7 protein-coding genes and 1 rRNA gene are annotated in these 15,100 nt (G+C 37.6%); 6 read left to right on the forward strand and 2 right to left on the reverse strand.

Going from position 1 to position 15,100, the window contains the following annotated elements; all coding sequences use genetic code 11:
• Positions 1-93: 93 nt before the first annotated feature.
• Positions 94-2,445 carry a ribonuclease HII gene (locus tag VLZ86_RS09170; protein ID WP_325450563.1) on the reverse strand — a complete coding sequence of 784 codons (2,352 nt, stop codon included), beginning with the start codon at positions 2,443-2,445 and terminating at the stop codon, positions 94-96.
• 105 nt (positions 2,446-2,550) lie between these two features.
• Positions 2,551-3,150 (reverse strand): ribonuclease HII, encoded by a 600-nt coding sequence (locus VLZ86_RS09175; RefSeq protein ID WP_325450579.1) that lies wholly within the window; start codon positions 3,148-3,150, stop codon positions 2,551-2,553.
• Between the two features lie 753 nt (positions 3,151-3,903).
• Here VLZ86_RS09175 and VLZ86_RS09180 point away from each other — a divergent pair.
• The 6 genes from VLZ86_RS09180 to VLZ86_RS09205 form a co-directional block, all read left to right on the forward strand.
• Positions 3,904-7,158: a SusC/RagA family TonB-linked outer membrane protein gene (locus VLZ86_RS09180; protein ID WP_325450565.1), complete on the forward strand. Its 3,255-nt coding sequence runs from the start codon at positions 3,904-3,906 to the stop codon at positions 7,156-7,158.
• Positions 7,159-7,171: 13 nt separating this feature from the next.
• Complete coding sequence (locus VLZ86_RS09185; protein WP_325450567.1) at positions 7,172-8,647, forward strand: RagB/SusD family nutrient uptake outer membrane protein; 1,476 nt, start codon at positions 7,172-7,174, stop codon at positions 8,645-8,647.
• Positions 8,648-8,659: 12 nt separating this feature from the next.
• A complete protein-coding gene (locus VLZ86_RS09190; protein ID WP_325450569.1) occupies positions 8,660-9,376 on the forward strand; it encodes a hypothetical protein in 717 nt (238 codons plus the stop codon).
• Between the two features lie 121 nt (positions 9,377-9,497).
• On the forward strand, positions 9,498-11,456 hold the full coding sequence (locus VLZ86_RS09195) for a S8 family serine peptidase (RefSeq protein WP_325450571.1): 1,959 nt from the start codon (positions 9,498-9,500) through the stop codon (positions 11,454-11,456).
• A 135-nt stretch (positions 11,457-11,591) separates the two neighbouring features.
• Entirely contained in the window at positions 11,592-13,532 is a 1,941-nt protein-coding gene (locus tag VLZ86_RS09200) for a putative porin (RefSeq protein ID WP_325450573.1), read from the forward strand.
• A gap of 1,153 nt (positions 13,533-14,685) precedes the next feature.
• A 16S ribosomal RNA gene (locus VLZ86_RS09205) occupies positions 14,686-15,100 on the forward strand; the annotation flags it as partial.

Consider the following 15,100-nt stretch of genomic DNA (forward strand, 5'->3'; position numbering starts at 1 on the left):
TTAGTATCAACTTTTAATATAGTGATAAACCGATACTCTACGAGTGGAAACTGTATGGTTGGTAGTGTTTTATGTATGGATGGTAAAAAAAGATTAATTTATTTGATAAATGATGATGCCATTTTGATCGCCTTTTGTGACAAACTCCGGATTTTTGCCTTTGTCAATATTGTCAAGATCAATGGTTGAATTACCATAAACGGGAAAGTTGTCAATTGGTTTTCCTAAGCTATCAAAAAGATAGACTTTCTTGGCTTGTAAATCGGTAACGGAGACGTAAATTTTATCGTTAACGTAGAATATTTTTGGTGGCGTATAATCTCCAAAATCCAGCTCTACTTTGTTAGTTTTAATGTGCAGAATATTCTCAGAAAGTGTGACTAACGTTTTACTGGTGGCAGCAATACTGTGTTTCTCGCCCAAACTTAAGTTACTACTGCTCATTTTGCCGTTTTCGTCAATCTGTACGAGGTCACCTTTAGCCGTTGTAGTGGTGAACTTGTTGTCATACAGATAAATACCACTATCACTAAAGCTGATGTTATTCTTTACATTGACCCGTGTTTTCCCCACGCGACTCAATATTTCGAGCTCGTTTCCTTGGACAAAGACAATATAATCCTTTCTGCCAATTCTGAAATGTTGGGGTTGTGTATTGATGGTGTTTTCTGCTTTTTTGAAATTAAATCCTCTTACAATCTTACCTTGTTTGTTGTACAATAAAACCGACGCTCCTTGGGTAACCATCAATCGATAATCTCTATTTTTATCATAGTCAAAGACCGATAAGGGCTGCGTAATTTGATCTCTAAATTTTAAAGGAAAAGAACCGACGTCCTTCCCGTCACGATCTAAAACATACACCCGATGTTGTGTCGCAAAGGCCAACTGGAGCCGTCCGTTCTTATGGATGTCTATTTGTTCAATCCTCCCTAAGATCTTGCTGTCCAATTGCTTTTTCCATTGCACCTTGCCATCTTTGGAAATAAGATATAAATTGTTGGTAATGTCCTGAACCGCCACTTCCATTTGGTTGTTGGTGTGGTTGTTTACAAATTGAGGATGGGTCAAAACGTCAGCGTCCAAAGTCACGCTAATATCTTCATAAACCGTATTTGACGTCGATTTTTTCTTGTTTTTTTGTAGGATGGCGTGAACGTGTGCGAAATCGGTTTCATATACAAACTGAATAGCAGAGGCATTGAAGCCATCGGGGTTGATGGTGTTTGCCGTATCTAAATTTGAATTGAGAATTTGCTTTAGATGATTGGAATTGGCGTAGGCAAGCAAGGACGATTCGTCGCTTAAATCGTCCATCAAATCTTCAAAGGCATGAGATGTAGAGAGTGTGGCATTATTTTGATAACTGGCAATGACTTCTTTTAGGAGTTCCAGGTCATCTGAAAACACAAAAAATTCTTCAATATTAATGAACTTTGTGGCTTTTTTATAGGTGATCAATGGTGAAAATAAATCTGAGAAAAATTCAGGTTTGTCAAAAGTATAAATGGAGATGTCCCGGTAGGTGTCAATACTGTTTTGGGTGCCAAAAAAGGTGTTCATATTTGCGGCATCAATACTGTTCAAAACCACTGCCTGTTGATCGTTTTTATAGATAACGCCAGCTTCTGAAACACTTTCAAAGAGTGACTCACTAACTATGGAATCTTGTTTTCTGAATTTAGAAAGGCTTTCGTGGAAGGCTTTGAAGCTATGAAATGTAAAGCTCAGAAATCCATCACTATCTGGCGGACATATTTTTGGCAATCGATTTTCTTGAGGAAAGGTGTTTTTGAAAATGTTGATCAAGCTTTTAGCAGAATCCTTTGCGATGGTAATCCCGTCAAATCTTAGTTGGTCCTGGGATAAATCGGCATCTAAAAGAAAGTAATTGGTGAGCTGGGCCTTATTGAGTTGCTGATCAAAGAAAAATTCGGGTTGAAACGATTTCTCTTTTGTATTCATGAAAATAGACAAGGATTCTCCGTTGGACGTTGTCTGGTATAATTCTTTCAACAACGGGTTAGGGTCCTTTTTATTAAATGCGGCTTCGGTAAGGGTCCTGTCGTTGGAGGCGAAAACGATACTGTCCTTAACAATGCTATAGATAATTTCTTTCTCAATGGTTGTTTTAGTTAAAGAACCGTTTTTGAGGGTGATGGTTTCTACTGAATAATTAGGGGTCGAAGCGAAATTGAAAAGATCCTTATGATATTTTGTGATGACTGAAATTTGGAGGCTGTCTTTTTGGTCATGTCCAAAGGCAATCAGGAGATCATCTGAGGGTTTTAGGTGACTAAGGAATTCGAGCTTATTATTTAAGTGCCCAATAGGCGTTTTGCCAGAAAACTGGGTGAGCAGACTGTTATTTTTAAATACGCTTTTCAGACCTTCAATTGAAGTTGTTTTTATAACTACAGTTGCATGGTTTGGAACCAATGACATGAGATTGGAATTCTTGGACGTGTCTTTTTTACAACTTATAATCAGTATACATGTTAACAGTAAACAAATATTTCGCATGTTGGTATTTTTTGTAAATATAAAAAGTTAGAGTGGCAGGTGTAATTGTTGGGGCATTAATCTAAAAGTTTTTCTGTGATAGGGTGTGATACCATATTTATTAATCGCTTCGCGATGTTCTTTGGTTGGATACCCCTTGTTTTGTTTCCAATTGTACATGGGGAACTCCTCGTGGATTTGGCACATGTACGCATCTCTACTGGTTTTTGCCAAAATTGAAGCTGCCGCAATATTAAGGAGCTTGCTATCGCCTTTTATGATAGTCTCATGTGGGACATCTGCAAAAGGTTTAAATCTATTGCCATCAACACTTATGAATTTTGGCGCTGTCTGTAATCTGGCAATAGCTTTGTGCATTGCCAAAATGGAAGCGTTCAAGATGTTAATGTCGTCTATTTCTTCAGGATGGACATGTGCAATAGCAAATGATACGGCCTCTCTTTCAATAATAGGTTTCAAAAAATCACGTTTAGCTTGTGAAAGTAGCTTGGAATCATTTAACATGAGATTCTCAAATTTTTCAGGTAAAATAACTGCTGCGGCAGTAACGGGACCAGCCAAGCAGCCGCGTCCGGCCTCATCCGTGCCACATTCAAAAGGATCTAACGTGAAAGAAAGTTTAAGTATCAAGTATTGGAAATTTCAACAAATTTAAAACAATAAAGTAACATCTAAAATATAACAACATTTATCCATCATAAGCACTGGTTTCAATTTTTATCCAGAAGTCCAGCCCATAAAAAAAATAGTGTATATATAATATGGTGTAGAACTTCTAAACGGGAATCTGTCAAATTATCATTTCGGTTATGAAGTGAGATAAAGCCGTCAATCCACTTGAGTGCATTAATAAGGAATTTTGGTTTGTGGGTTATTCCTAAATTGGCGCCAAGTTTTTCTGTTCAATTATGTTTTAGACATGAGAACTATCAAAATAAATAAAAAAGTTTGTTTTTGCCGGCTACAAGGATTAAAAAATCTGGAAGTTTTAGGAGCGTAAAAAGGCACATTTTTATTTTCTATTATCCAATTTTGGAAATGACAAGGAAGACCAATTAAAAGTAAAGTCATTTTGGAATTCCATTACCCTCATGACAAATCATATTTTCTGTTTTTTAACAAAAAAAGTAATTTATTCACGCAGAAGAGGGTTTAAATCTACATTATGTTGAGCATCTAGATTGATTGACTTTTAATTGTTAAAATTTTAACGCAAAAATCTGAACAAGAGCTGATCAAATTGGTCTTAAGGATTAGCGTTTTACGTGGTATTCTCTCTGTTTGACACGCCATTGACGTTAACATTTTATTAGGTATAAAACTTGTTTTTTTAATATATTATTATGATGTTTGCGCAAGACTAACTCAAATAATTGTTTTATGAAATTAAAATTAACATGGTTAATGACGCTTTTCATGGCGTTTGTGATGCAGTTTTCTTTTGCACAAGAGAAAACTGTTTCAGGTACGGTCACATCTTTATCGGATGGTTTGCCGTTGCCTGGTGTAAGTATTATTGTAAAGGGAACGACTCGTGGCGTCCAAACTGATTTTGATGGGAATTATTCCATTAGCGTCCGTTCAGGAGAAACGTTAGCGTTTTCTTTTGTTAGTATGAAGAGCACTGAAGTTGTAGTAGGCGCCAGTAATACTATTAATGTTGCAATGGAAGACGACATCGCCGCTCTTGATGAAGTGGTTATTGTTGGGTATGGAACTGCAACAAAACAATCCTTTGTAGGATCTGCTAAAACAGTAAATTCAGAAAATTTAGAGGTGAAGTCATTTTCAAACGTATCTCAGGCATTAGCCGGTGAGGTAGCGGGTGTAAATGTAATTAATACCTCTGGACAACCAGGAACCGCAGCTACCATTCGTATTAGAGGATTTGGTTCGGTAAATGGTAATAGAGATCCATTATATGTAGTGGATGGTGTGCCATTTAATGGTACTGAGAATATTAACTCTATCAACCCTGCTGATATCAAGTCAACAACGGTATTGAAAGATGCAACAGCTACCGCTATTTATGGAGCAAGAGGAGCAAACGGGGTTATCTTGATTACTACTAAGACGGGTACATCTGGTCAATCTGCTATTAATGTAGATGTGAAAACCGGATTCAACGTCAGTTTATTGCCAAGAAATGAAGTGATCAGAAATCCAGAGCAGTACGTTGGTCTGGCTTGGGAAGCTAAATACAATAAGGGTGTTGCGCTTGGTCAGTCAAATCCAGAAGCGTATGCTAATGCAGAGTTATTTGGTAATTCAGGGATAGCTCCTTTCTATAATATGTGGAATGTTGCCAACGGAGGTGAACTTATTGATCCAGTAACTCGTACGGTAAGACCAGGGGTTACAAGACGTTATGATCCAGAAAACTGGGAAGATTATGGTTTTCAAACTTCTTACAGACAAGAAGCCAACCTTAGTTTTTCAGGTGGTGATGATAAAACCAAATATTTCAGCTCATTCGGTTATTTGGACGAAGAAGGCTATTTAATCAACTCTGATTATAAGCGCTATTCCGCCCGTCTTAATCTATCTCATAAACCAAAAGAATGGTTAGAAGCTAGTGCAAACTTAGGTTATGCGCTTTCTGAGACGAATAATAATGGACAATCTTCAGATTCAGGAAGTATTTTCTGGTTCGTTGATAACTTACCAAGTATCTATCCTTTGTATTTAAGAGATGCAAACGGTCAACGCATTCCTGATGAAATTTTTGGTGGAAGTGTTTATGATTATGGAAGCGACGGTAGAGGATTTGGTGCTTTAACCAATGCAATTGCTGATGCACACTACGACAGAAGTCGCGCAAAGAGAAACGAATTGAACGGTAACTTCTCATTTGATATTAAGTTTACCAAAAATCTTTCTTTTGAAACAAGATTTGGTTTCCAGTATTATAATGATAAATATTTCAGCTTAAACAATCCGTTTTACGGTTCTGCTGCTGGACAAGGTGGTTCAATTTACAGAAGAGATACGGAGTATTTCGCTAAAAACTTCTTGCAATTATTACGTTATAAAAACAATTGGGGCGGACACTCACTTGAAGTGTTAGCCGCTCATGAGGCAAACGATTGGACTCAAAAACGGAACACTGCAAGTATGCAGGGTGCGGTTCAACCTTATGTTGATGATTTGAACAATTTTATCATTGTGTCTTCTCCTCCAACATCATGGACTAGAAAAGCGGTTCTTGAAAGTTATTTTGGTCAGATAAATTATGATTTTGATCAAAAATATTTTTTATCAGGATCTGTAAGACGTGATGGATCTTCAAGATTCCTTCCAGGTAACAAATGGGGTACATTTGGATCTGTAGGTGCTTCTTGGGTGTTATCAAACGAAAACTTTTTACAAAGTTCATCAATTGTTAGTTTCTTAAAATTAAAAGCCAGTTATGGTCTAGTTGGAGAACAAGCAGGTGTAGGATTGTATCCAGGGATCAACAGTTATAATGTTGGAAACCTTAACGATGGTTTTGCACTTTCAAACAGAGATTATGGTAACCCTGAATTAACTTGGGAAACTTCTACAATGTTCCAGACTGGTCTTGAGTTTACTTTTGGTAAAACTGGATTCTTGGAAGGTTCTTTAGATTACTACAGAAAATTAACCAAAGATTTATTATTTGACAGACGTAATAATCCGTCATCTGGTATTGCGGTAACAACCGTAAACGATGGAGAATTATTAAATAGTGGTATTGAGTTTGATTTAACGGCTCATATTATTAGAAAGAACGATTTCACATTGAGTGCTACCTTAAACGGGGAGATATTGGATAATGAAATCAAGACGATGCCAATAGAACCATCTACAGGTTTGCCAAAGTATATTGATACGGCTCCTAATAGTTTTGCCTATTCCAATGGACATTCCATTTTTGATTTTTACATGAGAGAGTGGGCCGGCGTTGATCCTGCTGATGGTAGAGCAATGTGGTACAGATATTTTGATGATGCCAATGGCAACGGTCAATTTGATGCTGGTGAAGGATTTGATACGGCAGACAATGGTACAGGTTCAATTGTTGAATATTTAGACAAAAATCCAAATGCTAATGTTCAAAGAGAAACCACAAAAACTTATGCTGATGCGACTACCAAATATGTTGGCAAGTCTGCAATTCCAAAAGTAAGAGGTGCATTCAGATTGGCTAGTACTTACAAGAATTTTGATTTAAGTGCACAATTCTTATATAGTATTGGTGGTTATGCTTACGATTCATCATATGCTAACTTGATGCAGAATGCGCAAGCGGGTGCCAATAACTGGCACGTGGATATGTTGGATAGATGGCAACAACCAGGTGACATCACTAATGTGCCAAGACTTTCTGATAACTATGCGTCAGACAACCGTTACTCATCACTTTCAACACGTTTCTTGACCAAATCAGATTATCTTGCTTTAAATAATATTAAATTAGGATATACTTTAAAATCCAATGCAATATCAGCAGCTGGTATTGATAACGTGAATATCTGGGTTTCTGGTGATAACATGTTCTTGTTCAGTAAAAGAGATGGATTTAATCCTTCTACTTCTGAATCAGGTGCATCAAATCAATACCGATACTCGCCTTTATCTACCTTCACAATGGGTGTAAGAGTTAAATTTTAAAAAAAAATCATATATGAAAAATAATATAAAACTATCAATTTTCGCGGCCACTCTCTTTTTAGTGCTTGGCTGTTCAGAAGATTACTTGGAAACCTCACCTACAGAATTTATCTCTGCTGAGGATCTGCAAGATGCGGCGGTAAATAATCCTGCTCTTGTAGCTGGTATTTTGTCTGGAATTTATACTACTATGGTTGAAACTGGTACCGGTGGTACCAATTTAGACCATGATGATTTTGGTCAAAAAGGCTATGATATTTATTCAGATTTTCTATCATCAGACATGGTTTTGGCAGCGTCCAACTATGGATGGTATAGAGCTTTAACGGAATATGTACCAACCCAGGATTTTACTTCAACTACAAATTATAAACCTTGGAGATACTATTACAGAATCATTAGATCTTCAAATGAGGTCATAGCAACTTTAGGCGGCAATGATGCAGTGCCAGAACTGGCGGAAAATAGATGGGTTTTAGGTCAGGCCAAAACCCTTAGAGCGCATGCTTACTTTTATTTAACACAGTATTTTGCCAATAGTTATGACCCTTCTGCAGAGATCTTACCGTTGTACATTGAACCAGTTCAAGAAGCGTTACCGAGATCAACAACAAAAGAAATTTTTGATTATATGATTAAAGATTTAACGGACGCTATTTCTTTGTTATCTGATTTCGATCGTTCAAACAAGAGTCAGATCAATGAGTTTGTGGCTAAGGGAGTCTTGTCTTATGTATATGGTGTTACAGGACAAGTTTCAGAAATGAAAACCTTGACTGACGATATTATAACTAACGGAGGTTTCCCATTAATGGATGCCAATGATGTGCTTGGCGGTTTTAATGATATCAACACTCCAGGTTGGATGTGGGGCCAAGATATTACTACAGATTTAGGATTGGATTTGGTGTCTTGGTGGGGCCAAGTAGATCTCTATACTTATAGCTATGCTTGGGCGGGAGATCCTAAGACTATTGATAAAGGGCTTTTTGATGCCATCCCTGCTAACGATGTTAGAAAAGGACAGTTTCATAATGTCGCTGGTGGTAATTATTTAATGCCATTAAATAAGTTCTATGATCCTGCAAAAAAGATTGGAGGTCAAAGAGTTATAACCACTGACTACGTTTATATGAGAGTTGCAGAAATGTACCTTTTAAATGCTGAAGCTGCTGCACGAGGAGGTGATGAGCCTGGAGCAAGAACCCGTTTAGGAGAATTGTTGAGCAAAAGAGGTGTTGACCCTGCTTATTTAAGCGGATTATCAGGTACAGCATTACTTGATGAAATTTATCTTCAAACTCGAATTGAACTGTGGGGCGAAGGAAAATCTTATTTAGCACTAAAGAGATTTAAAAAATCGACTACAAGAGGTACCAATCACTTGTCAAATGTGGGCGTAACAATTCCTTATGATGATGAGCGCCTAACTTTCGAGATTCCAGAGTCTGAAATTCAAAACAATCCTTTCATTAACAATCAAAATTAATATTAAGCTCTTATGAAAAAATATTATAAATATTTAGCAATATTAATTGCCGCAGTTTTATTTAATTGTGAAAAGGAAGATACGTCGTCTTCATTGAAAGACTACGTAGCATTCGAAAGAGGACCAATAGCAATGAGTGTTGATAAAAATGGTACAAGCACAAAGGATGTTGTTATTTATTCAAGTGATATCTCCAGTACGGATCGCACTTATAACTTGATCGTTGATACTGATGCGACAAAATTAAAATCTGCTTATGTGGTGCCTGCAACAGTAACGATTCCGGCAAATACCAATAAAGGTACTTTTACCGTGTCTGTTACTGATGATGATACGCTCGAGTTTGTAAATCAAGCTTTAGTGGTTGATTTTGAAAACAAGGCAGGATTGTATTTTGGTGATAAACTGACCATTAATGTTACGGAACTATGTACCGACACTTTGGTAAGATTGGCATTAACCTTTGACTCTTGGCCAGAAGAAACCACTTTTGAGCTTTTTGATTTATCAGGAGAAGAGCCAGTGGTTATCAATTCAGGCGGACCGTTCAATGGTAAAGCGAGTGCAAACATAGACTTTTGCTTAAAAGCTGGTAAATATGGTATTGCGGTTTACGATGAGTATGGTGATGGAGGAGCAGTGTATACAGTTTCTTCGGGATCGAATATTTACGTTCCAAAAACTACGACAACATCTGAATCTTCAACTGCTGAGTTCACGATAGAATAGTATAATTCATTTTCAAAATTTGAGCCACCATATTTTTTATGGTGGCTTTTTTTATTGTGTGTGCCAGGGTTGAATTAATAAAAGATTACTGTATATTGTGCGTAGATCCTACGAAAGAATTATGAAAAAACCGCTACTCTTTATAACCGCTTTACTAATATTTAATTTTGGCTATGGCCAACATAAACTAAAAACTGACGCCACTAAAGAAAACCATGAATTGATGGCGCGCTTCAAAAATCAAGAGCAATTGCGAAAAGCTAGGGTTAACACCTTTATAAGTGTTCACAAAAAAAGTATTGCTACTTTAAGAGACAGTTTAAATTATAGGCATCTCTATGATGTCATTGATGGTGTAGCTTTATACAAAATCACCCACAATCGTTGGGCGGCAAATGCTACAAAAACATCTGATCTCCAAATGGGAGGTAACCTAGGTTTAAATCTTGATGGCAGCGGCATGACTTTGGGTGTTTGGGATTATGGTCCTACAGAAATCGAGCATCCTGAATTTCAAAATAAAACAAATACGGGATCACGTGTTATTAATATTGACAGTACTTCGGTTGGCTCTGAAACAGGATTTAATTATCATGCCACGCATATTTCCGGTACTATAGGTGCTAAGGGTCAAGATGCAAATGCTAGGGGAATGGCAAGCAATATAAATATTCATACTTACAATTGGAACAATGACAAAGTGGAAATGCTGGCGGCTGCCAACTCGGCAACCAATTCAATTATCCTTTCTAACCATTCTTACGGAGTGTCACTAGTTGGAGATGATAAAGAAAAATTACCAGCATGGTATATGGGAGCTTATACAAAAGATGCAAGAGATATGGATGAAATTGCCAGAAACAATCCAAAATATTTAATCGTTACTTCTGCTGGCAATGATGGGAGAATTGACTACACTGGCGGAATGTTTCCTAGTTTTGATAAATTAATGACAGATAAGAATGCAAAGAATAATCTGGTTGTCGCAAATGCTGATCCGGTATTAAAGCCGTTTGCTTCAGATTTCAAAACTTTATTTATCAATACATCGAGCAGTCAAGGCCCTACCGATGATTTACGGATAAAACCGGATATCGCTGCAGATGGAACAAAGGTGTATTCAACAACGCTTAATGGGGAATATGCCACTTTATCTGGTACTTCAATGGCTGCTCCCAATACTACTGGAACACTTGCTTTATTGCAACAATACTATATGCAATTGCATGGCTCATACATGAACTCTTCCACTTTAAAAGGATTGGTATGCCATACTGCGGTTGATGATATGGCGGCTCCAGGTCCGGATCCTACTTTTGGTTGGGGATTTTTAGATGCCAGGGCATCTGCAGAAACAATTTATAAAGCCACAACTAATACGGCGATATTAAAGGAATTGAATTTGGGGCAAGGTAAAACATACACTATGAGCTTCTCTGCAATAGCCGGCGATAAGTTAAAGGCGAGCATTGCTTGGACTGACATGCCAGGAGGTATTTCTCAAGGAGAATTGAATGATCCTACTGCAAGATTAGTGAATGATTTAGATTTAAGAGTAACTAAAGATGGAGATGTGTTTTTCCCATGGAGACTTAATTTGGATCCAACAACTGGTTTCTATAATTCCAAAGACGATAATACGGCAGATAACATTGAAATTGTTGAAATAGAGGCACCATCTTCGGGAGAATATACCTTGACTGTAAGCCATAAAGGAACCTTGAGAGGAAATGTAGGGACTGTTTTTACGCCACAGAGTCAGGATTTCGCACTGATTGTCACTGGAAGAAATCTTGTTCTTAACACAAAGGACAATGTGTTGACTAATAATTTGATCGTTTTTCCAAATCCTTCCCAAGGTGAGTTTACCATAAGTTTTGATGCCCATTTAAATTCTAACGACAATGTTGAAATTTCTGTCTACGATACACTTGGACGTGAGATTTATGCCAACAGTTTTGTAAATAACTCCATTAGGTTCACGGAAACAATAAAATTAGATCATGCCAGACCTGGCGTGTACATCGCTAATATTTCCAAAGGAGATAGTCACACCACACATAAAATTGTTATAAAATAAACTTTCATTTTATTTTTATTATTTTAAAGACCGACGATCCTCTCTGTTGGTCTTTTTTATATAAAGTAAATTATATTTTTATCTGCGTAAATGATAAATTATCATTTACTTTGTTCGAAAATGACACTGCCTTAAATGTATATAAGATCTTTCTCCATACTTTTATTTCTCCTTTTTACTGTCGGACTTAATGCTCAAGTTAAGTTAAGAGGTAGGCCATCTCCCGATAGACAAAAAGATTCCACGTCATCAAATGGTATTAAAGGAAAAGATAAATTGGCTACCATAGATATGTATGTGCAATTTAATGACGCCTTGGATTCAATTGCCGTGGATACAACTTTATCAATCAAGAAGCATTACAAATTCAATTACTTGAGAAAAGATGATTTTGGTTTACTGCCTTTTTCCAATCTAGGCCAAACCTACAATAGTCTCCTGCATGATTTTAAGAACAAGCGTTCTTTACCGTTGTTTGGCGCGCGTGCCAAACATTTTAATTATATGGAGAAGGAAGATATTAATTATTTTCACGTTCCTACACCACTTACCGAGCTATTTTACAAAACTGCCTTTCAACAAGGCCAGTTGGTGGATGCTTTCTTCACCATCAATATGTCAAAACAGTTTAACTTTTCAATTGCCTACAAAGGACTCCGATCGTTAGGAAAATATCAGCATATTTTAACCAGTACAGGTAATTTTAGATTTACTACAAATTATACTACAAAAAACAATACCTATCAAGCACGTGCCCATATTGTAATGCAGGACCTTCTCAACCAAGAAAATGGTGGCCTTACAGATGAAGATGTCGCACTCTTCCAATCTGGGGATCCTGAATTTATTAATAGATCTGTTTTTTCGCCAAATTTTGAGGATGCCGAGAATATGCTTGAAGGCAAACGGTTTTATCTTAACCATCAATATAATCTTCTCCAGGCTTCAGATAGTTTGAGTAATAGCATAAGTGTTGGTCAAATCATTTCTTTTGAGGACAAATATTACCAATTTGATCAAGCCAACCGTAATGATTTTTTTGGAGCAGCTTTTCTTAACACAAATATTCAGGATAAAGTGACCCTTGAAGATTTTTCAAATCGGTTTTTTGTCAATTATAAGAATAACCTCTTGGGAGAATTGCAATTCAGTGCCGATTATAACAACTATAATTATGGATATGATGCCATAGCCGTCATAGATGGTGTGAGAATTGCAAACCGATTGAAGGGAAGTGTTTTTGGAATTGGAGGCGCTTATAAAAACCAAATAGGCGGATTTAATTTGAATGGTGAATTTGGTCTGAATCTCTCTGGTGACTTTAATGGCAATTTCTTAGATCTAAATGCATCTTATAAATTGAACCCTGATCTTAAGGTTTTGGCCCGTCTGAATTCTAACTCAAAAATGCCTAATTTCAATATGCTGCTCTATCAAAGTGATTATCTCAACTACAATTGGGACAATAGCTCGACCTTTAAAAACGTACAAACCCAAAATTTGGCATTTAAGGTTCAATCCGATAAAATTGCCACTGCCGAAATAGAATACACCACCATAAATAATCACGCCTATTTTACGAAGGATTCAAACCACAATGTCAACGCAACCCAAGCAGAGAATTCATTAAACTATCTGAAGCTTCAAGTATCAAAGGAATTCCGTTTTGGCAAGTTTGCTTTAGACAATAGAGTCATGTATCAAAATGTGATTGATGGGGATGGGATATTAAATGTTCCACAAATCATCACGCGCAACACCATTTACTTTTCTGATCATCTCTTCAAGAAAGCGCTCTTTTTACAAACAGGAATCACCTTCAATTATTTCACAGAGTATAGTATGGATGGTTATGATCCTTTGTTGGGTGAATTCTACACTCAAAATCAAATTAAGGTGGGTGATTTTCCAAGATTGGATTTCTTTATTAATGCGAAGGTCAGACAAACGCGAATATATCTTATGGCCGAACACTTTAATTCGTCATTCACTGGGTATAATTATTTTTCGGCGCCAAATAATCCTTACAGAGATTTCAGCATCCGTTTTGGTCTCGTTTGGAATTTCTTTCTTTAGTTTCGGTTAATATTTAAAACTGCTAGTCGCCCTCATGAGTTCCTTGACGGAATACTTTAAAGTGGCAAAAGAAGATCAGGGGACTTCCCAATTGACTTTTGTTTAAGCCAACCAATCTCGTCTATTTTGTTATTAGTATATAAGGTTGGGTGTTTAATCTTTTAGGTTTTAGAGATATTTCCCAGTTTTTGCCATATTGAATACCTCCTTACCTCCATTAATAATGTTCCATTAGAGAGGTGCTTCATAATGTTTTTTGGTTCTTTCGTTCACCTGGTACTTAGTTTTAAATAGGGGAGCGATCGTTTCTATGCAAAATATACACGCTCTGATTACGTAGAATAGCTCTGAAAACAATAAGACATGCTATACAATATAATGGACACACTCTAAATGGAAGTATGTAATTAAGATATGGCACCTATTAGATAGGATGGACCGTTGTTTTTATTTGGGCGTTTGGTTTGCCTAAGGGGGCAAACCACCGCGCTCTCGCCCCTGACTTTTTCCGGCCGCTGGGGCGTCCGCCAAAGAGTTTGGGCAGGGGCTTTATCGCCAACGCGGGCATGCCCATACCACCAGGGCAACAGACAGCCCTGTTTTCCGCCCGCTAAGGCGTTCATTTACAGCCGGAAGAAAAATAGTTCAAAAAAAGAGCGATTTAATTTTGCGGGTAAAGGAAAAAGGGTTGTATATTTGCACCCCGCAAACGAGGGTCCTAGGATCCGGGGGAGCGGAAAAAAGTTCATTTACATCCTTAACAAAAGAAAGCGAAATATTTTTCAAAAAATGTTTTGCGGATCGGAAAAAGGTTGTATGTTTGCAGCCGCAAAAAACGGCAACGTTCGGAGCGGCAGGGTTCATTGAAAAGGTGTTTTGTGGGGGTCGATTTAAAGTGTGAAAAAAAACTTTCAAAAAAACTTCAAAAACATTTGTGGATCTAAAAAAGGGTTGTATATTTGCACCCGCTTAGCGATTGAGTTCGCCGAGAGAGAAGAGAGACAAGTTCATTAACATATTGGATTGACAGCGTAGCGGAATGCCGGAAACAGCATTCCGCAACAAAAAAGAGAACAAACCATTTTGAGTACCAAAAATTGAATTTCCTTTGGTCGTTGAAAAGTACTGGATGCTTCGGCATCCTAAAAAAACAACGATGAAGAGTTTGATCCTGGCTCAGGATGAACGCTAGCGGCAGGCCTAACACATGCAAGTCGAACGGGATCCATCAGCTTGCTGATGGTGAGAGTGGCGCACGGGTGAGTAACGCGTATGCAACCTACCTCTTACAGTGGGATAGCCCAGAGAAATTTGGATTAATACCGCATAGTATACATGACCGGCATTGGTTTTGTATTAAACATTTATGGGTGAGAGATGGGCATGCGTTCTATTAGTTAGTTGGAGTGGTAACGGCACCCCAAGACAGCGATAGATAGGGGCCCTGAGAGGGGGATCCCCCACACTGGTACTGAGACACGGACCAGACTCCTACGGGAGGCAGCAGTGAGGAATATTGGACAATGGGCGCAAGCCTGATCCAGCCATGCCGCGTGCAGGAAGACGGC

It is taken from the genome of Gelidibacter sp., from assembly GCF_035515035.1.
Taxonomy (GTDB): Bacteria; Bacteroidota; Bacteroidia; order Flavobacteriales; family Flavobacteriaceae; genus Gelidibacter.